Genomic DNA, 17,894 nt, shown 5'->3' with positions numbered 1-17,894 from the left:
CCGTCAGGCACAACGATCCCGCCGCAGCCGCACCGAGAACGTCGTACCGTGATTTCAGCCGTACGACCGACGTGAACGGAGGCTCCCGCGATGCCCGATACCGACGTGGTCGTGGTGGGAGCCGGCCTGGCCGGGCTGAGCGCGGCCGACAAGCTCACCGCTGCCGGGAAGTCCGTCGTGGTGCTGGAGGCACGGGACCGGGTCGGCGGTCGCACCGAGGGCGGAGTCCTCGAAGGGCACCCGATCGAGCTCGGCGGCACCTGGATCGGGGAGGGTCACACCGAGATGTACCGGCTCGTCGACGAGCTGGGCCTGGAGACCTTCCCGACCTGGAACGACGCCGGAGAGCTGCTCGTCGACCTCGGCGGCAAGCAGTCCCGGCTCGGTCCGCAGAAGGGCGCGACCCCGAAGCTCAACCCGATCGTCCTGGCCGATCTCGCCCAGGGCCTGGCCCGTTACGAGAGGCTCGCGCGCAGCGTCGACGTCGAGCGTCCGTGGGCGCACCCGAAGGCCGCGCTGCTGGACGGGCAGACCTTCGAGTCGTGGATCCGTCGCAACCTGAGGACGCCCATCGGTCGTTCCTACTTCCGTGTGCTGACCGAGGCTCTCTACTCGGCCGACGCCGCCGACCTCTCCCTGCTGCACACGCTCTTCTACACGATCAGCAACGGCGATCTCGAGACTCTCGCCTCCACCGACAGCGGCGCCCAGAAGGACCGCGTCGTCGGTGGATCGGCGCTGGTCTCGCAGCGCCTCGCCGAAGGCCAGGACGTACGGTTCAGGTCGCCCGTGGCCCGGATCGTCCAGACCGGCGAGCGTGCCAGCGCCATCACCCGCGATGGCGAGAGCCACACGGCGCGACACCTTCTCGTCACCCTGCCTCCGACCCTCGCCGGGCGGCTCGACTACGACCCGATCCTTCCCGCCGGCCGTGACCAGCTCACGCAGCGGGTGCCAGCCGGGACGGTCGTGAAGTGTTTCGCGGCGTACCCGAAGCCGTTCTGGCGCGAGCAGGGGCTCAACGGCCAGGCGATGTCCGACGTCGGCCCCGTCAAGATCACCTTCGACGTCTCCCCTCCCAGCGCGGAGGTCGGCATCCTGATCGGCTTCGTCGAGGCCGGGGAGGCCCGCAGCTGGCAGCGTCTTCCCGACGCGGAGCGTCGCCGCGGCGTCATCGACTGCTTCGTGCGCTACTTCGGGAGCGAGGCAGCCACACCGATGTCGTACGTCGAGAAGGACTGGAGCGCCGAGGAGTTCACCCGCGGCTGCTACGGCGCCGGCTTCGGTCCCGGCGTCTGGACGAACTACGGACCGATCCTGCGAGAACCCGTCGGAAGGATCCACTGGGCTGGCGCCGAGTACGCCACCGAATGGAGCGGCTACATGGAGGGAGCCGTCCGCTCGGGTCTACGGACCGCCGAGGAGATCCTCGCCGCACCGGCCTGACACAAGCTCTGTCAGGACTCGAGGAGCTGCTTGAGCTCGGCCAGGTCCTTGGTCGTCGCCCGCCGCATCGCCCGCTCCATCACCGGCGCGGCGACCCGAGAGAAACCGGACGGGTTGCCGCGGTTGCGCAGCGTCATCCGGGTGCCGCCCTCCCCCGCCGGCTCCCAGGTGTAGGTCGTCTCCATCGGGAACGGTCCGTCGGCCGTACGCATCACGAGCCGCTCCCCCGGCACCCACTCGACCACCTCGTAGGTGTAGGCCAGCCGGCGCCCCAGGAACTGCGCCACGAAGTCCATCCTCGACCCGACCCGCACCGGCGGCTCGGTGCGCCACTCGACCGAGCGGATGTTGGCGTACCAGGTCGGGGCGTTGCTCGGGTCTCCGGCGTACGCGGACACCTCGGCCGGCGATCGCCGGATCGTCGTCTCCACCAGCACGTCCACGCTCATGGCCCCATCGTCCTCCGAAATCGGGCCGTTGTCGTCCACCACGGTCGGCGCCTGGGCGTTGAGCATTGTTCGTCCCGAAGACGCCTCGGCCAGGGTCCCGATCTCTAGCGTATGTCGCGCGCAGATCCCCCCGGATCTGCCGAGACGACAGAGGAGACCCACCATGGATCGTCGCAACTTCCTACGTGCCGCCGTTGTCGGCGCTGGAACCGTCGCTTTCGGGTTCAGCGTCACTCGTCCCGCCATCGCCTACCCTGCCAAGACAGGACCGAGCCCCTATGGCGCTCTCCTGGCCGCCGACGACAACGGCATCATGCTGCCGGCAGGGTTCACCAGCCGGGTGGTCGCCCGCTCGACCAGGACCGTCGCGAACACCGGCTACACCTGGCACAGCGCCCCGGACGGCGGCGTCTGCTTCGCCGACGGAACCGGCTGGATCTACGTCTCCAACTCGGAGATGAGCAGCGGCGCGGGCGGCGTGAGCGCCCTCAAGTTCGACAGCAACGCCAACATCACCAGCGCCTACCGCATCCTCGGCAACACCACCCGGAACTGCGCGGGCGGACCGACGCCGTGGAACACCTGGATCTCGTGCGAGGAGCACGACACGGGCTACAGCTGGGAGACCGACCCGTGGGGCGTCAAGCCCGCCGTCCGTCGTGCCGCGATGGGCCGGTTCACCCACGAGGCCGCGGCCTGCGACCCCGTCCGCAAGGTCGTCTACCAGACCGAGGACAAAAGCGACGGCGGCTTCTACCGCTTCGTCCCGACCACCTGGGGAGACCTGTCCACCGGGAAACTGCAGGTGCTCACCACGAACCTCACCTGGGCCGATGTCCCCGACCCGGACGGCTCACCGACGCCCACGCGCGACCAGGTGTCGAACATGAAGCTGTTCAACGGCGGTGAAGGCGCCTACTACCGCAACGACATCTGCTACTTCACCACCAAGGGCGACAACAAGGTCTGGGCCTACAACGCGGCCGCCAACAGCCTCGACGTCGTCTACGACGACAACCTGACCAGCAACCCGCCGCTCACCGGCGTCGACAACATCACCGGCGCCGGGGCAGGAGACCTGTACGTCGCCGAGGACGGCGGCAACATGGAGATCTGCATCATCACCCCCGACGACGTCGTGGCGCCGTTCCTCCGGGTCACCGGGCAGAGCTCGTCAGAGCTGTGCGGCGTGGCGTTCAACCCTGCCGGCAACCGCATGTACTTCTCCTCGCAGCGAGGCACGACAGGCTCGTCCAGCGGCGGCATCACCTACGAGATCAGCGGCCCCTTCCGCTCGTAGCCGGCAGAACCACATGTGACCTCTGAAAAGATCCCCGGACGCGGCAACCCTTTGCAGGGTCTGTGACCACTAGGGGGCGGATCCAGGCCACGCCGTTGCCTGGATCCGCCTTCCTTCGGTGAAAGACATGCAAGGAGTACATCCCCCATGGACAACCCCACCAACCGCGCGCGCCGCGGGCGATGGATCGCCACCGGTCTGTTGGTCGGCGTACCCGCCATCGTCGTGCCGTCAGTCCTGTTCGCGCAGGAGGCCGACCAGCCGACTTCCGCGCGCAGCGGCAGGGTGCTCGACGTCAACAGCTCCTCCACGCCCGACGGCGCCCGTATCCAGCAGTCGACCGACCCGCACACCGCGAATCAGCAGCAGAATGTGGTGAAGTCGGCCCAGCCCCAGGCGGCCGCGTCCGGACCGTACAGGTGGAAGAACGCGCAGGTGGTTGGCGGCGGTTACGTCACCGGCCTGGTGTTCAACCAGCGCGAGAAGGGCCTGCTGTACGCGCGCACCGACATGGGTGGCGCCTACCGCTGGAACGCGGCGGCCGAGCGGTGGATCCCGCTCACCGACTGGGTCAGCGAGAAGGACTGGAACCTGCTGGGCATCGACTCGATCGCCACCGACCCCGTCGCCCCCGAGCGGCTCTACCTCATGGCGGGCACCTACACCAACGACTGGGCGGGCAACGGCGCGATCCTGCGCTCCACGGACCGGGGCCGCACCTTCAAGCGCACCGATCTGCCGTTCAAGGTGGGCGCAAACGAGCACGGCCGCGGGACGGGCGAACGGCTCGTGGTCGACCCGGCCGACCACGGCACCCTGCTGCTGGGCAGCCGCAAGAACGGCCTGTGGCGCAGCACCGACTACGGCGTGACATGGCGTCAGGTCTCCTCGTTCCCCGTCAAGAACGGCGCGAGCAGCGGCGCGGGCATCTCCTTCGTGACGTACGGCAACGCCGGCAGCAAGACGATCTACGTCGGTGTCGGAGACTTGTCGACCTCCCTGTACCGCTCCACCGACAACGGCCGCACCTGGCAGGCCGTCGCCGGGCAGCCCACCGGCCAGATGCCGCACCACGGTGTGGTCTCCGGTGACGGCTCGCTGTACCTGTCCTACAGCAACAGCACCGGCCCCATGGACGCGACGACGGGCTCGGTGTGGAAGTACACGCCGAAGGGCGGGGCGTGGAAGAACATCTCGCCGTCACAGGGAAACTACGGTTTCTCAGGTCTGGCCGTCGACCCGCGCAAGCCCGCCACGGTGATGGTCACCACCCTCGACCGCTGGTGGCCCGAGGACGAGATCTACCGCAGCACCGACGGCGGCGCGCACTGGAAGGCGCTGGCCGACAGGTCGAAGCGCAACGCCTCCAGTGCGCCGTACGTCGGCACCCACACCGGGCACTGGATGACCGCCCTGGCCATCGACCCCTTCAACTCCGGGCACGTGCTGTACGGCACCGGCAACGGCATCTGGCGCAGCAAGGACGCGAACGCCTCCGACAGCGGTGGCACGAGCCACTGGACCGCGGGGGCCCGAGGGCTGGAGGAGACCTCGCTGCTGGACGCGATCGCCCCTCCCGGCGGCGCCACCGTCATCACCTCCATGGGCGACCAGGGCGGCTTCCGCCACGACTCCCTGACCAAGGTGCCCTCGGGTCGGCTGTCGAACCCGATGATGACCAACAGCACCGACATCGACTTCGCCCAGTCCAAGCCCTCGACGATGGTCCGGGTCGGCCATGGCGGCGATCAGGACGGCGCCTATTCCACCGACGGCGGCAGCACCTGGAACGGCTTCAAGGCGGAACCGGTTGCCGACGCCAACGATGGCCGTGTCGCGCTCGCGGCGGACGGCTCCACCATCGTCTGGACCGAGGCCGGCCAGGCCCCGTACCGCTCGACCGACAAGGGGTCCAGCTGGTCGAGGGTCAGCGGCCTGGGCACCGACGCCGTGGTCGTCGCCGACCGCTCCTCGGCCAAGACCTTCTACTCACTGTCCGGCGGCACGCTCTACGCCAGCACCGACGGCGGCGCGACCTTCACCGCCCGCGCCACCAACCTGCCCTCCGGCCGGCTCACGGCCGTGCCCGGCGTCGCCGGAGACCTGTGGATCGCCGGCAGTGACAAGGGTCTGCTGCACTCCACCGACGGCGGCCGGAACTTCAGCACGCTCAAGTCGGTGCAGTCCGCCTCCGCCCTCGGCTTCGGCAAGGCCAAGCCGGGCACCGGCTACCAGGCCCTGTACCTGATCGGCACCGTCAAGGACGTCACCGGAGTCTTCCGCTCCACCGACGAGGGCGCCACCTGGCTCCGCGTCAACGACAAGGCCCACCAGTGGGGCGCCATCGGCAGCGTCGGCGTCATCACCGGCGATCCCGACACCTATGGCCGCGTCTACATCGGCACCAACGGACGCGGTCTGCTGTACGGCGCCCCGTCCTGACCCCAGACCCCATCGAGTCCCGGGTCGGCCTGGCAACAGGCCGACCCGGGACTGGGCAATGGGCAGCAACCTTTTCGGCTCCGGCGGCAACTGCGCTGTGGAACATCGACTCGATCTACCGAACGGATGGACATGAGGACAACGAATCACGGCCCGGCGCAGCCGCTTCGCAAGCGCCGGCTGGCCATCGGCAATCCGCTGACGCTGCTGGCCGTCAGTGTTGTGGTCTGTCTGACCGCCGTGCTCCTCGTCGGGGGCAGCACGGACGCCTGGCGTGCCACCGACGAGTCCGCCACGGCTTCACAGGCCAGCGGCCCCGCCGATTCCGACTCTCCGACCGCGGCGCCCGACGCCACGATCGCATCGAGTCAGCCGCCGGTCACGAGCCCGTCCCCATCGCCCCGCCATACCCGAAAGCCGTCGCCCGCCAGCAAGCCGCGCACACCTTCGAGCACCCTACGCACAAGCTCCGCGGAGTCCACCGGGTCGTTGGCCGGGCGGATCAAGCCCGGCATCCGTTACCGGGGCGTCGCGACCGCCTACGAGGCGGGGGACGGGAACGGGGCCTGCCTCTACGGCCCGTCCGACGACCTCATGGTCGCAGCGATGAACCACACCGACTACGAGTCGGCCAAGGCATGCGGGGCGTACGTGCGGGTCCGCGCCGCCAACGGGGCTGCCATCACGGTGCGGATCGTCAACGAGTGCCCGTTGCCCTGCGAACCCGGGCAGCTCGACCTCAGCCAACAGGCGTTCGCCAGACTCGCCGACCTCTCCGTCGGCCGGCTCCCGATCACCTGGAAGCTGCTGAGCCCCGCCGAGTCCGGCACCATCTCGATCCGGTACAAGGGTGGGTCCAGTCAGTGGTGGTGCGGTATCCAGGCGATCGGCCACCGCAACCCGTTGGCCACGCTCGAGGTGCGGACCGCCAACGGATGGCGCAAGCTGCAACGTACCGACTACAACTACTTCCTCGCCGAGGACGGCAACGGATGCGGCAGAGCGATCAGGATCACCGACATCTACGGTGAGCGGCTGACCATCGGCGGGATCGCCCTCGAACCGGACGTCGCGCAGCCGACCCGGGTCCAGTTCGCCCGGCACTGACCGTGCCGTCCGTCCATCGTCAGGACCCCGTCCACGGACGATCTCCGTCCGGCTGCGGGGTGAGGGGCGCTGCTACGCTCAGGCCGCTTGTTAACGCGCACATCGCAGGGAGAGGGCAAGCGCGGGAGATGCTCGCCGACGACGCGTCCGCAGAGTTCCACGACTTCTTCGAACGCCACTACGCCGAACTGGCCCGTCTCGCCCACCTCCTGACCGGCGAGAAGGAAGCGGCGGACGATCTCGCCGCCGATGCGCTGGTCGCCCTGTGGCAGCGCTGGGACCGGCTGCGGGCTGCGCAACACCCGGTCGCCTACGCCCGCGGCGTGGTGGCCAATCTCGCGCGGGAACAGATCCGGAGACGGGTACGCGAGCGACGGCGAGTAGCGCTGTTCTGGTCTCTCGGCACGGAACAGGTGGACGGGCCGGACGTTGCGGCTGTGCTGGACGTCCGAGCCGCGCTCACCCGGCTGCCGTTCCGCAAACGGGCGTGCGTGGTCATGCGCCACGCCCTCGATCTGTCGGAGAAAGACACCGCCGCTGCGCTGGGCATCTCGGTCGGTACGGTGAAGAGCCAGACCTCGAAGGGGATGGCCGAGCTGGAACGGATACTCGCCCCGAAGACGGTCGGCGAACTGGCTGCAGGAGGGAGGAACCGATGAACGACGAGATCAGCCGACGGCTGCGAGAGGCCGCCGCGGCTCACGAGCCCAACCGCGCCAGGATCCTGGCGCGCGTCGAACGCGGCGCGGCCGACCCCGGTGTCCGGCACCGCACAGCATCGATCGCCAGGTCATGGCCCCGGGCGGCCATCGTCGGAATCGTCGCTGCTGCCACCCTGGCGACCGGTGGTCTCGCTGTCGCTGCCGCCATCGGCGGAGCTCCGTTGCTGCCGGCCACAGCACCCGTTCCCACGGTCCCGTCCCCGACGGTCACGCCCCCGACCGTCACGCCCAGTCCGACGCCGTCATCCGGCACCACCACTACCGGTCCGGCCCCCGCACCATCCCCTGCCCCCACCTGGGGCAGCGCGCACCCGACTCCGCCCGACGACAGCCGGGTCGAGGACGGACCGTTGTGGTCGGAAGGCTCGCTGGACCCCCACAGCACGATCTACTGGGCTCAGAGCAACCTGACCCTCAAGACCACCAAGCCGCTCACCTCAGTCACCGTGGAGCTGCGCATCGCCCAGACCGGCGACGTGCGTAACACCGGCCACTGGCAGACCCTGCCGAGCGACGACTTCACCGTCACCGTTCAGGAGTCCGACGGCGCGCTGCTCTACCGCTGGACCCTCAAGCCGGGCCGCACCGTGCCGACCGGACAGCACGACTTCGCGAGTCAGTACAACCACGCCACCGGCGTCCGCGATCTCGAGCACGACAGCTACCGCGTCGATGCCCAGAGCCCAGGCGGTTCCATCGCAGTCTGGGGAGGGTTTGCGCCGCCCCGGTGAGGACGGTCCCGCTGAAATACAACAAGACCCGGACCATCTGGTCCGGGTCTTGTCTCGGAGTAGCGGGGACAGGATTTGAACCTGTGACCTCTGGGTTATGAGCCCAGCGAGCTACCGAGCTGCTCCACCCCGCGTCGCAAGAACAACACTACCCGCGAACTGACCCGAACCCCAATCCGGGAAGCCTGGGTCTCGGCGAGCCCGGCGCCAGCGCCACGGATGAGCGGACGCCGATCGAGCCCTGAAATCACGAAGGCCCGGACCTTTTCGGTCCGGGCCTTCGTCTTGGAGTAGCGGGGACAGGATTTGAACCTGTGACCTCTGGGTTATGAGCCCAGCGAGCTACCGAGCTGCTCCACCCCGCGTCGCAAGAAGAACATTACACGCGAGGGGAAACGAACCCCTAATCGGAGGTGTCCCTCAGCCCCCGGAGATGAGCTCGGCGGCCTGGTCGACCTTGTCCTGGGCCTCGGCGATGAGACGCTCACGCTCGGCGTAGTCGCCGGCCTTGCCGGCCTCGTCGGCCTGGGCGAACAGGGCACGCGCGTCCTCGAGGAGCTGGCCGACCTCGCCCGGTGAGTCACCGGATGGAGGCGGAGTGGTCTCGGCCGGTTCCTCGTCGGGATCGGTGGCCGTCGGAGGCGTCGGCTCGGCACCGGTGAGCGCGACCTCGAGGGCCTCGCTCAGCGTCGAGCCGTAGCCGACCCGTCCGTCGTAGGAGACCAGCACGAAGGCCAGCTGGGCATAGCCCGAGGTCGAGGCGGTCGCCCGGCGGGCGTAGATCGGCTCGACGTACAGGATGCCGTTCTTCGCCGTCGGATAGGTGATGACCTGGCCCCACACCGGCGCCGAGCCGGAGCGGTTGAACGAGGCGACCTCATCGGCGATCGCCTTGTCCGTACGGAACTCGTTGGAGACCATGCCCGGACCCTGGGTGTCGTCGGGGAAGCCGGTGGTGATCCGGATCTTCCCGTAGTCCTCCGAGGTGGCATCCGAGTCCACCGACATCATCGCCGCCAGGTTGGGCCGGTTGTAGGGCACGAAGGCGGACGTCAGCGACCAGCGTGCGGTGCCCTCCTTGTCGGAGAGGAACATCCGGTAGGGCGTCTGCTGGTGGTTGTCGTCGTTCGGGTCCTCAGGCACTGCCCAGCGCTCGTTGCCGGAGAAGAAGACGTCCGGGTCGGAGACGTGGTAGCGGGCCAGCTGGTAGCGCTGCACCTTGTAGAGGTCCTCGGGATAGCGAAGGTGCTCCATCAGCTCCTTCGGAACCGACGACTTCGGCATCACGGTGCCCGGGAAGGCCGCCTCCCACGTCTGCAGGATCGGGTCCGACTCGTCCCACTCGTAGAGGGTGACCGTGCCGTCGTACGCATCCACGGTCGCCTTCACCGCGTTGCGCATGTAGTTGATCTCGTCGGTCGGCAGCGTCTGCACGCCGGTCGAGGTCTGGGTGGCGTCGTCGGTCATCGAGGCGAACGAGTCACGCGCGGCCTGCGGGTAGCGGTCGGTGGTCGTGTAGCCGTCGACCACCCACTGGATCCGTCCGCCGACGACGACCGGGTAGACGTCGTCGTCGAGGGTCAGCCACGGCGCCACCTTCTGCACCCGCTCCTTCGGAGAGCGGTCGTAGAGGATCTCGGAGTTCTCGTTCACGCGCGAGGAGAGCAGGAAGTTCGTGGAGCCGAACTGGATGGCGTACATCAGCTGCCGGAAGTTGGAGCCGATCGGGACGCCGCCGGCACCCTCGTACGTCGTCCTGGTCTCGCCGTCCTCGGAGTTGTAGTCGAGCTCGACGGGGTTGCCCTTGCCGGCCTTGCCGACGATCGAGTACTCCGGCGAGTCCTCGCCGAAGTAGACCTTGTCCTGGAACTTGCCCTGGCCCGAGGTCAGGTCGTGCTGGCCGGTGCGGTCACCCTCGGCCCACTGCATCTGGTTCGACTCGTTCTTGTCGTCGGCGCCGCGCATGTTGGCGTAGGAGGCGATCACTCCGTTGGAGTGGGTGTAGACCGTGTGCAGGTTGGTCCAGGTGCGGTCGGAGTCGGAGATGCCGGCCTGGTTGAGCTCGCGTACGCCGAGCACGACCGCCCGCTCCTTGCCGCCGACCTCGTAGGTGGAGATGTCCAGCGGCTCGTGCACCGAGTAGTAGGAGCGACCCTGCTGGACCTGCTCGAACTCGCGGTGGACCACTGCGGGGTCGACGATCGGCAGCGAGGACGCGGTCTCGTCGAGCTGCTCGGGCGAGGCCCCGTCGGCCTCCGCCTGCGAGGTGTACTCGGTCACCTCGAGGTCGTCCTTGGCGATGCCGTAGGCGTCCTGGGTGGCCTTGATGTTGGCCGCCAGGTAGGGCTTCTCCTTGTCCTGCTCGCTCGGCCGGACCTGGAAGCCCTGCACGACCGCGGGCCAGATCATCCCGATCAGCAGCACCGAGATCGCGAACAGCGAGATCGCGATCGAGGGCAGCTGCCAGCTGCGCCGCCACATGTTGAGGATGAACAGCACGCCACAGATCACCGCGATCCCGAGCAGGATCTGGTTGGCCGGGAGCACCGCGTGCTCGTCGGTGTAGGTCATCCCGTCCAGGCGGGGCCCGGAGCCGTTGACCAGGTCGTAGCGGTCGACCCAGTAGTCGAGCCCCTTGACCAGCAGGATGAGCCCGACCATGGCGCTGAGCTGGATCTGCGCGGAGCGGGTGAACCGGTCGCGCTGCGCGGTGAGCCGGATGCCGCCGTAGACGTAGTGCACGATCATCGCGCCGATTGTGCCGAGGATCAGCCCGGTCAGCGCGAAGTTGACCAGGTAGTGCCACCACGGCAGGTCGAAGACGTAGAAGCCGATGTCCTTGCCGAAGAACTCATCGGTCTTGTCGAAGTCGCGCCCGTGGCGCCACATCAGATACGTACGCCACTGGCCGGCGCCCGAGAACCCGGCGAAGATCCCGGAGACGCCCGCGATGCCGATCAGCAGCCAGGTGCGGATCGGGGCGATCGCGTCGCGGTAGCGGTCCAGGCCACCGATGTCGTCGGCCGGGTGGAAGTAGGGACGCGTGCGGTAGGCGAGCGCCGCAGGCAGCCCGATCATGATCGCCATCAGCACGAAGAAGATGACGAACAGTGCCGTACGCGTCCAGAAGACCGTGCCGAAGACGCTGCTGAAGTCGATCGCGTCGTACCACAGCGCGTCGGTATAGATCGCCGCGAAGGCGCTGATGCCGAAGAAGAGCACGATGACCGAGACGGCCGCGATCGCCAGCCATCGGTTGCGGCCGGTGCTCTGTGTGCGCGCCGGTGCCTGTGCCGGGTCGTCGTCGTCAAAGAGGCTCATGCTTCACCCTCGCTGTCGCCATTCTCCTCAAGCGGAGCCTCCTCAAGAGTGACACGCAGCAGTTCGAGGAGCTCGGGGACCAGGTCGACGCCGCCGATGACCGACTGGTCGTCGTCGTGCGCCTTCAACCGCAGAGCACAGTACGTGGCACCAGCACGTGTCGCGCCGGCCACGATGCGTACCTCTTGCCGGTCGGGGTGCGCCTTGGCGAACTCCGCGGCCGCCTCGGCGTCATCGGGGATCTTGCCGTCGGCGTCGGGCGGCAGCACGAGGCGCTCGACGACCGCCGCGCAGCCGGTGACCCCGGCGGGCCAGGCGGTCGTCTGGAGGACCTCCTCCAGCTGGGTCGTCACGGGCACCTGGTCCTGCTCGATCGGGGTCAGCGACCCGTCCTGATCGGGAGCGTCCAGGCCCATCATCGTGGCGAGCGCGGGCTCGGCCTCGACCAGCGCGGCGGTGTCGACCAGCGCGAAGAGCCTCGCCGGTCCGTCCCAGCCCTCGCCGGCGACGTGGGCCTCGATCTCGAGGACGGCAGCGGCCAGGGCGGGGTCGGTCTCCAGGTCGAGACCGCGGCTGAGCTCAGGCGTGGGCTCAGGGGTGTCGTTCACTTCGTGCTCCCACAGGTCGGCAGCTTGGCATTCGGGTCCTCGGTCCAGGTTTCGATCGCCTTGATGGCGTCGTCGAGAGTCTCCACACGGGTCAGGCGCATGTCACCGTTCTCGGCGCCCTCGACGTCTTGGCAGTTGCCGGCGGGCACCAGGAAGAGCTCGGCTCCGTCCGAGGCCGCGCCCGGGATCTTCTGCTGGATCCCGCCGATCGGGCCGACGTTGCCGTCACCGTCAATGGTGCCGGTGCCGGCGATCTTCTTCTCGCCGGTCAGCGCCCCCTCGGTGAGGGTGTCGTAGACCGAGAGCGCCATCATCAGTCCGGCGCTCGGTCCGCCGATGGCCGGGTCGAGAGTGATCTTGACGTCGTAGGGGAACTCGTAGGTCGCTCCCAGCGAGACGCCGATGAAGGCCTTGCCGTCCTTCTCACCGGTCTTGATGGTCTCGGTGAGCGTCTTGCCCTTGCGCTCGACGGTCAGTTCGACCGTGTCACCGGGCTCGACCTTCTGCACCTCGGCGACGACTTCCTCGGGGGTGTCGACCGCCTTGTCGCCGACCTTGGTGACCACGTCGTCGGCCTTCAGCTTGCCGGCGGCCGGCGCGTCCTTGGTCACCTCGGCGACCGAGACCTCGTCGACGTCCTCACCGAGCTTGGTGAACGCCGCGGCGATCGCCGCGTCCTGGGCGCTGGCCATCTGCACCTGCCCGGCTTCGCGGTCGTCCTCGACGGTGCCCTGGTCGGGGTAGGCGACCTCGCGCGGGTAGACCGCCTCGGTGTCGCTCATCCAGGCGCCGAGCAGGGTCCAGAGCCCGAGCCGTGCCTCGCGGGTGGTCTCGGAGACCGTGGTCATCCGCAGCTGTCCCTTGTCGCGGTAGCTCTTGTGGCCCTCGACCTGGACGATGTCCTTGCCGTCGAACTCGCCCAGGACGTTCACCGTCGGCCCGGGGCTGTAGATCGTGTAAGGCAGCGGAACGACCCAGGCGATCACGATCAGGGCAACCACGAGCGGCAGGGCGACGAGGCCGGCCAGGGTGCGCTGTGTCATAGCGTCACCTTCTCATTCGAAACCAACTGCACCCTAAGAGGCGTCGCGGTTGACGCGGACCGCGACTCCGGTCGACCTGTCGGGCGGCGGCTGGGGCGCTGCGTACCTTCTCGAGCGCTCGCGCGTCTTCTCCTTCTCGAGCGCGATCCCGAGGCGGCGTACGACCTCTTCGCGGTCCTGCTCGCGCCCCTCACGTCCGAGGAACGCGACCCAGGCCATCGCCAGCACGGTGATGACCGCAGACGGTACGAGCCAGAGCAGGATGTCCACGTGCGCAGCCTATTTGGTGGACACAACGGCGCGCATCAGGGCGCGCCGACCCACTCGTCGGTGCCGTCGGTGAAGACCTGGTGCTTCCAGATCGGCACCTCGGCCTTGAGGGTGTCGATGAGGTCGCGGGAGGCGGCGAAGGCCTCGCCCCGGTGGCCGGAGGCGGTGGCCACGATGACGGCGATGTCGCCGATGTCGAGGTGGCCGGTGCGGTGGACGGCGGCCACACCCGCGACGCCATGGTCGGCGGCCACCTTCTCGGCGACGTCCGCGAGGCGGGCGAGGGCACTCGGATGGGCCTGGTAGTCGAGGCCGGTCACACCCTTGCCGCCGTCGTGGTCACGTACGCGGCCGACGAAGAGCGTCACCCCGCCGGAAGCGTCGTCATCGAGGGCGGCCAGCACCTCGGCGACATCGAGAGGGGTCTCCCGAATGTCGAGAAGCTTGACGGCGCCATTCTTCGGTTCAGCCATGGAACCAGCCTAGTCCTTGCTGACAGCGGGCTTCCGTAACCGCGTAGGCTGGACACATGAGTCAGACCCCAGGTGGCCCCGACGAGCCGGAGGAGCCGGAGAACCCCTTCAAGGGCACGCCCTTTGAAGCGTTCTTCGGTGGTTTCCCCATCGGCGGCGTCGGCGGAGGCCCCGGCGGCATGCCTGACCTGAGCCAGATCTTCGGTCAGATCCAGTCGCTGCTACAGCCCTATGACGGCCCTCTGAACTGGGACGTCGCGATGGACCTCGCCCGCAAGGTCGCCGCGTCCACGCCCGACCCCACGCCTTCGCAGAAGCAGAAGGACGCGGTCGCCGATGCGATCCAGCTGGCCGACCACTGGCTGGAGGAGACGACGTCGTTCCCCTCCGGCGTGAAGTCCGCAACGGCCTGGTCGAAGGCCGAGTGGTTGGTCAACACCCTGGACGCGTGGAAGCCGCTGATCGAGCCGGTCGCGGCCTCGACCGCGGCCGCCATGAGCGGCCAGCTCCCCGAGGACATGAAGGCCCAGATGGGCCCGATGATCGGGTTCGTCGGCAAGGCGATGGGCGCGTTGTACGCGAACCAGGCCGGCACCGGCCTCGGTCACCTCGCCGGCGAGGTCATCTCCGTCTCCGACATCGGCATCCCGCTGACCGAGCCCGGTCAGGCCGCGCTGCTTCCGGTCAACGTCGAGCCCTTCGCCGAGGGCCTGGGCGTCAGCACCGACGACGTGCTGCTCTTCCTGGCCCTGCGCGAGGCCGCCCACCAGCGGCTCTTCGCCGGCGTGCCGTGGCTGCGTGACCACGTGGTCTCGGCCGTGACCGACTACGCGCGCGGCGTCGAGCTCAACATGGAGGCCATGCAGCAGCGCATCGAGGAGCAGATGCGCGGCCTGGACCTCTCCGCCATGCAGGACCCGTCCCAGCTGCAGAACATGTTCGAGGAAGGCATGTTCGAGGTGCCGGACTCGCCCGCGCAGAAGGCGGCGCTGGAACGGCTCGAGATCGTGCTGGCGCTCGTGGAGGGCTGGGTCGACGAGGTCGTCGCCCTGGCCACCGCCGAGAGGATGCCGGTCGCGGCGCAGCTGCAGGAGGCCGTACGCCGCCGCCGGGCTGCCGGCGGTCCGGCCGAGCAGACCTTCGCGACCCTGGTCGGCCTCGAGCTCCGGCCGCGACGGCTGCGGGACGCGGCCGCGCTGTGGGGCTCGCTGCGCACCCGGCAGGGCATCGAGGCCCGCGACGGCGTCTGGATGTCCCCGGCGCTGCTGCCCACCTCGGCCGACCTCGACGACCCGCTCGGCTTCCGTGAGGGCGCCGAGGCTCCCGACGTCGACTCGATCGACTTCGACGCGGAGCTCAAGAAGCTGCTCGGCGGAGACGCTGACGAGTGAGCTTGCACGCTGATGCGCTCGCGACGCTGCGGGCGTGGGAGGCGCCGTCGACTCCGCAGGAGACCTTGCGGCAGCGCTACGTCTCCCATCTCGAGGCCGAGCCCACCGGGGTCTTCAAGTCCTGTGTCCCCGACCACCTGACAGCCTCGTGCGTGGTGCTCTCCGACGACGGTTCCGCGGTGCTGCTGACCCACCACCGCAAGGCACGGCGCTGGTTCCAGTTCGGTGGTCATCTCGAGCAGGGTGACCCGACCCTGTGGGCGGCCGCCGCCCGCGAGCTGCGTGAGGAGTCCGGGGTGCCGGACCTGGCGCCGCTGCCCGGGCTGGTGCAGCTCTCCGAGCACCCGGTTCCCTTCTGTGCTCCGTCCGGCGACGTCCACCACCTCGACGTACGTTTCATGGCCGTGGCTCCCTCCGGCGCGGTTCCGGCGGTGAGTGAGGAGTCGCTGGACGTACGTTGGTGGCCGGTCGACGCGATCCCCGAGCCCGAGGACGACCTGCTCGAGCTCATCAAGCTCGCCCAGGCTCGCCTCTAGCGCCGGCCTCCCGGGGTCGTGCCGAGTGCCGTGTGGGCGGTCGGACGGCGGCTGACGGCGAGCGCGGCAGGCGGTTCACCGGCGTACCTGACGACGTCGCGGGTCAGATGGCTCTGGTCGGCATAGCCGTGACGGGCGGCGACCTCGGCGACGGGCAGCGCGCCGAGGCGATGTATCGAGCTTGTCGAGATGTCGGCGGCGGCGCGCTCGAAACGTACGACACCGGCGGCCGCCTTCGGGGTGAGCCCGACGGCGCGCTGGAAGCAGATGGTGACGTACCGGTGGCTCCATCCGGTCTCGGCCACGAGGTCCCGGATACGCACCTGACCTCCGGACTCGGTGATCCGGTCCCACAGCCACGACACCAGCGGGTCGGCCGAATCGCCGGCCTGATCGGCCCGCGCGAGCAGCGCAGACTGGACCAGGTCGAGCCTCGGCCGCCAGGTACCGGCCGCTTCGAGCCGCTCCGAGAAGGGCGCCCCGAGCTGCGGAATCAGGTCCTCGGCCGCCATCACCCTGCCGGCCACCTCACTGCCCGGGACACCGAGCAGCCGAGAGACACCGAGCGGCGTCAGATACACCTGCACGCACGCATGGCTACGCCCGGACCGGGTCGAGACCGGCCCGGGCATGAAGCCGGAGACGAACGACCCGTACGTCCCGGCACCCTCCCCCGCGGCGACCTCGACGATCTCGAACGGGTCGCCGAAGGAGAGGACCAGCGGCAGCAGGGTCCCTGCGGGCTGGCGCCGCTCGAGCGGCACCGCCGACTGCTCGCGGAAGCCGACGATGCCCGCCACCAGACCCTGCAGTCCGGAGTGGGTGGGCAGTCGTACGATCTCGCGGGTCACGCCCGTCATGTATCGATGATCGCCGGTCGATTTCGTTCAAGCCAGCCGATTCGTGCAGGGCGCAGGCTGTCGTCATGCGAAAACTGGCGATCGTGGAGTTCTTGAGCGTGGACGGCGTGATGCAGGGGCTCGGCTCCCCCGACGAGGACCGGGATGGTGGCTTCGAGCACGGCGGCTGGGGCGCGCCGTACGGCGCCGCGCTCGGGGAGGTCCTCTCCCCCGACATCGGCGCGCAGACCTCGGCGTACGTCATGGGTCGGCGGACCTACCAGAAGATGGCGGAGTTCTGGCCGACCCAGCCCGACACCGACCCGATGGCGGCGAGCCTCAACTCTGCCCCGAAGCACGTCGCGACCCGCACCCTCGACGACCTGGCCTGGAGCGGTGCGAGCGTGCTCGAGGGAGATGTCGTCGAGGCGGTCGCCGGGCTCAAGGCCGAGGGTCAGGGGACCATCGTCGCGCTCGGGAGCGGTGACCTCGTCCGCCAGCTGATGAGCGCCGGGCTGGTCGACGAGCTGCGGTTGTTCGTACATCCGTTGTTGCTGCTCGGCACCGGCAAGCGACTCTTCGGCGACCTGCCGTCGCCGTGCTCGCTGCGGCTCGAGGACATCGCCTCGACGAGTCTCGGCACGGTCGCGCTCACCTACGCCGTGGGTCAGTCGATCTCTTCGACATCGTCGTCCTCCTCGCCCGGAGGGGCGGGGAGCTTGGCGGCTGCGGACCAGCCCGCCAGGTAGCCCTTGGCACGCTCGGCCTGCGGATAGCGGTCGACCCACGCCCAGAACGCCTCGTTGTGCTTGGCCTCGAAGAGGTGGGCGAGCTCGTGGACGAGGACGTAGTCGACGACCCAGCTCGGCATACCGCGGAGCCGGTCGCTGAGCCGGATCGAGCGGTCGCCGGGGGTGCACGAACCCCAGCGGCTGTTCTGGTTGTCGACCCAGCGCACGGAGTCGGGCTTGGCCAGGCCGCCGAAGTACTGGTCGCTCAGCGCAGCCGATCGTCGCATCAGATCATCGTCGCTGGGCTTGCGACGACGTTCGGCCTTCTCCAGGCGGGCGACCATCTGCTCGACCCATTCGGCCTCCTCCCGCTGGGACATCGCGGCCGGGATCATCACGATGATGCGGTCGCCGTCACGGTAGGCGGAGACCGTACGCCGACGCCGCTTGCTGCGTCGCACCTCGATCTCCGGGCCGTCCATAGG

The 17,894-nt window shown here is 69.0% G+C and carries 17 protein-coding genes and 2 tRNA genes; 9 read left to right on the top strand and 10 right to left on the bottom strand.

The window, feature by feature from the left end; translation table 11 throughout:
• The first annotated feature begins 90 nt into the window (after positions 1-90).
• Positions 91-1,446: a flavin monoamine oxidase family protein gene (locus ACW14X_RS20505; RefSeq protein WP_160027446.1), complete on the top strand. Its 1,356-nt coding sequence runs from the start codon at positions 91-93 to the stop codon at positions 1,444-1,446.
• An 11-nt stretch (positions 1,447-1,457) separates the two neighbouring features.
• Here the strand turns inward: ACW14X_RS20505 and ACW14X_RS20500 are convergent, their stop codons facing one another.
• Positions 1,458-1,895 carry an SRPBCC family protein gene (locus tag ACW14X_RS20500; RefSeq protein ID WP_160027444.1) on the bottom strand — a complete coding sequence of 146 codons (438 nt, stop codon included), beginning with the start codon at positions 1,893-1,895 and terminating at the stop codon, positions 1,458-1,460.
• A gap of 163 nt (positions 1,896-2,058) precedes the next feature.
• Here ACW14X_RS20500 and ACW14X_RS20495 point away from each other — a divergent pair, with 163 nt between their 5' ends.
• From ACW14X_RS20495 to ACW14X_RS20475, 5 genes are all read left to right on the top strand, one after another.
• Positions 2,059-3,195 (top strand): alkaline phosphatase PhoX, encoded by a 1,137-nt coding sequence (locus tag ACW14X_RS20495; RefSeq protein ID WP_160027442.1) that lies wholly within the window; start codon positions 2,059-2,061, stop codon positions 3,193-3,195.
• A 147-nt stretch (positions 3,196-3,342) separates the two neighbouring features.
• The gene (locus tag ACW14X_RS20490) at positions 3,343-5,637 is read left to right on the top strand and encodes a carbohydrate-binding protein (protein ID WP_457163098.1); all 2,295 of its coding nucleotides are present in this window, start codon (positions 3,343-3,345) and stop codon (positions 5,635-5,637) included.
• A 132-nt stretch (positions 5,638-5,769) separates the two neighbouring features.
• Entirely contained in the window at positions 5,770-6,744 is a 975-nt protein-coding gene (locus tag ACW14X_RS20485; protein WP_457163097.1) for an expansin EXLX1 family cellulose-binding protein, read from the top strand.
• A 128-nt stretch (positions 6,745-6,872) separates the two neighbouring features.
• Positions 6,873-7,403, top strand: a complete 531-nt coding sequence (locus ACW14X_RS20480; RefSeq protein ID WP_350844446.1) for a SigE family RNA polymerase sigma factor — start codon at positions 6,873-6,875, stop codon at positions 7,401-7,403.
• Positions 7,400-8,197, top strand: a complete 798-nt coding sequence (locus ACW14X_RS20475; RefSeq protein WP_457163096.1) for a hypothetical protein — start codon at positions 7,400-7,402, stop codon at positions 8,195-8,197. The genes ACW14X_RS20480 and ACW14X_RS20475 overlap by 4 nt, the downstream gene beginning before the upstream one ends.
• 60 nt (positions 8,198-8,257) lie before the next feature.
• On the opposite strand, the gene ACW14X_RS20470 is transcribed toward ACW14X_RS20475, so the two are convergent.
• From ACW14X_RS20470 to ACW14X_RS20440, 7 genes are all read right to left on the bottom strand, one after another.
• Positions 8,258-8,331, bottom strand: a tRNA-Met gene (locus ACW14X_RS20470).
• A gap of 157 nt (positions 8,332-8,488) precedes the next feature.
• Positions 8,489-8,562: transfer RNA gene (locus ACW14X_RS20465), tRNA-Met, on the bottom strand.
• A gap of 55 nt (positions 8,563-8,617) precedes the next feature.
• Positions 8,618-11,518: a UPF0182 family membrane protein gene (locus ACW14X_RS20460; protein WP_350843243.1), complete on the bottom strand. Its 2,901-nt coding sequence runs from the start codon at positions 11,516-11,518 to the stop codon at positions 8,618-8,620.
• Positions 11,515-12,126 (bottom strand): PPA1309 family protein, encoded by a 612-nt coding sequence (locus tag ACW14X_RS20455; protein ID WP_201451229.1) that lies wholly within the window; start codon positions 12,124-12,126, stop codon positions 11,515-11,517. Before ACW14X_RS20455 ends, ACW14X_RS20460 begins: the two co-directional genes overlap by 4 nt.
• On the bottom strand, positions 12,123-13,169 hold the full coding sequence (locus ACW14X_RS20450; protein ID WP_160027432.1) for a PDZ domain-containing protein: 1,047 nt from the start codon (positions 13,167-13,169) through the stop codon (positions 12,123-12,125). The genes ACW14X_RS20455 and ACW14X_RS20450 overlap by 4 nt, the downstream gene beginning before the upstream one ends.
• Positions 13,170-13,202: 33 nt before the next feature.
• Positions 13,203-13,439 carry a hypothetical protein gene (locus ACW14X_RS20445; RefSeq protein ID WP_160027430.1) on the bottom strand — a complete coding sequence of 79 codons (237 nt, stop codon included), beginning with the start codon at positions 13,437-13,439 and terminating at the stop codon, positions 13,203-13,205.
• Positions 13,440-13,474: 35 nt separating this feature from the next.
• A complete protein-coding gene (locus ACW14X_RS20440) occupies positions 13,475-13,912 on the bottom strand; it encodes a molybdenum cofactor biosynthesis protein MoaE (protein ID WP_160027428.1) in 438 nt (145 codons plus the stop codon).
• 56 nt (positions 13,913-13,968) lie between these two features.
• Here ACW14X_RS20440 and ACW14X_RS20435 point away from each other — a divergent pair, with 56 nt between their 5' ends.
• Together ACW14X_RS20435 and ACW14X_RS20430 are read left to right on the top strand one after the other, a co-directional pair.
• On the top strand, positions 13,969-15,303 hold the full coding sequence (locus ACW14X_RS20435; protein WP_160027426.1) for a zinc-dependent metalloprotease: 1,335 nt from the start codon (positions 13,969-13,971) through the stop codon (positions 15,301-15,303).
• The gene (locus tag ACW14X_RS20430) at positions 15,300-15,839 is read left to right on the top strand and encodes an NUDIX hydrolase (protein WP_457163095.1); all 540 of its coding nucleotides are present in this window, start codon (positions 15,300-15,302) and stop codon (positions 15,837-15,839) included. The genes ACW14X_RS20435 and ACW14X_RS20430 overlap by 4 nt, the downstream gene beginning before the upstream one ends.
• Here ACW14X_RS20430 and ACW14X_RS20425 read toward each other — a convergent pair.
• Positions 15,836-16,699, bottom strand: a complete 864-nt coding sequence (locus ACW14X_RS20425) for a helix-turn-helix domain-containing protein (RefSeq protein WP_457163094.1) — start codon at positions 16,697-16,699, stop codon at positions 15,836-15,838. The genes ACW14X_RS20430 and ACW14X_RS20425 overlap by 4 nt on opposite strands.
• A gap of 65 nt (positions 16,700-16,764) precedes the next feature.
• Between ACW14X_RS20425 and ACW14X_RS20420 the strand changes: the two genes are divergently transcribed.
• Positions 16,765-17,427: a dihydrofolate reductase family protein gene (locus tag ACW14X_RS20420; RefSeq protein WP_457163093.1), complete on the top strand. Its 663-nt coding sequence runs from the start codon at positions 16,765-16,767 to the stop codon at positions 17,425-17,427.
• Here ACW14X_RS20420 and ACW14X_RS20415 read toward each other — a convergent pair.
• Positions 17,346-17,891, bottom strand: coding sequence for a M48 metallopeptidase family protein (locus ACW14X_RS20415; protein ID WP_141795322.1), 546 nt, complete (start codon positions 17,889-17,891; stop codon positions 17,346-17,348). The two genes, ACW14X_RS20420 and ACW14X_RS20415, sit on opposite strands and share 82 nt — an antisense overlap.
• Positions 17,892-17,894 lie beyond the last annotated feature (3 nt).

The organism is Nocardioides sp. YJ-D4, from assembly GCF_054031495.1.
The sequence above is the reverse complement of the archived record's forward strand: the minus strand, read 5'-3'. Positions and strand labels throughout refer to the sequence as shown.

Excerpts from the sequence above, each read along its gene's own strand:
- ACW14X_RS20475 (WP_457163096.1), top strand. The coding sequence starts at position 7,400 with ATGAACGACGAGATCAGCCGACGGCTGCGAGAGGCCGCCGCGGCTCAC.
- ACW14X_RS20425 (WP_457163094.1), bottom strand. The coding sequence starts at position 16,699 with ATGACGGGCGTGACCCGCGAGATCGTACGACTGCCCACCCACTCCGGA.
- ACW14X_RS20450 (WP_160027432.1), bottom strand. The coding sequence starts at position 13,169 with ATGACACAGCGCACCCTGGCCGGCCTCGTCGCCCTGCCGCTCGTGGTT.
- ACW14X_RS20490 (WP_457163098.1), top strand. The coding sequence starts at position 3,343 with ATGGACAACCCCACCAACCGCGCGCGCCGCGGGCGATGGATCGCCACC.
- ACW14X_RS20460 (WP_350843243.1), bottom strand. The coding sequence starts at position 11,518 with ATGAGCCTCTTTGACGACGACGACCCGGCACAGGCACCGGCGCGCACA.
- ACW14X_RS20435 (WP_160027426.1), top strand. The coding sequence starts at position 13,969 with ATGAGTCAGACCCCAGGTGGCCCCGACGAGCCGGAGGAGCCGGAGAAC.
- ACW14X_RS20485 (WP_457163097.1), top strand. The coding sequence starts at position 5,770 with ATGAGGACAACGAATCACGGCCCGGCGCAGCCGCTTCGCAAGCGCCGG.
- ACW14X_RS20505 (WP_160027446.1), top strand. The coding sequence starts at position 91 with ATGCCCGATACCGACGTGGTCGTGGTGGGAGCCGGCCTGGCCGGGCTG.
- ACW14X_RS20480 (WP_350844446.1), top strand. The coding sequence starts at position 6,873 with ATGCTCGCCGACGACGCGTCCGCAGAGTTCCACGACTTCTTCGAACGC.
- ACW14X_RS20420 (WP_457163093.1), top strand. The coding sequence starts at position 16,765 with ATGCGAAAACTGGCGATCGTGGAGTTCTTGAGCGTGGACGGCGTGATG.
- ACW14X_RS20440 (WP_160027428.1), bottom strand. The coding sequence starts at position 13,912 with ATGGCTGAACCGAAGAATGGCGCCGTCAAGCTTCTCGACATTCGGGAG.
- ACW14X_RS20500 (WP_160027444.1), bottom strand. The coding sequence starts at position 1,895 with ATGAGCGTGGACGTGCTGGTGGAGACGACGATCCGGCGATCGCCGGCC.
- ACW14X_RS20495 (WP_160027442.1), top strand. The coding sequence starts at position 2,059 with ATGGATCGTCGCAACTTCCTACGTGCCGCCGTTGTCGGCGCTGGAACC.
- ACW14X_RS20415 (WP_141795322.1), bottom strand. The coding sequence starts at position 17,891 with ATGGACGGCCCGGAGATCGAGGTGCGACGCAGCAAGCGGCGTCGGCGT.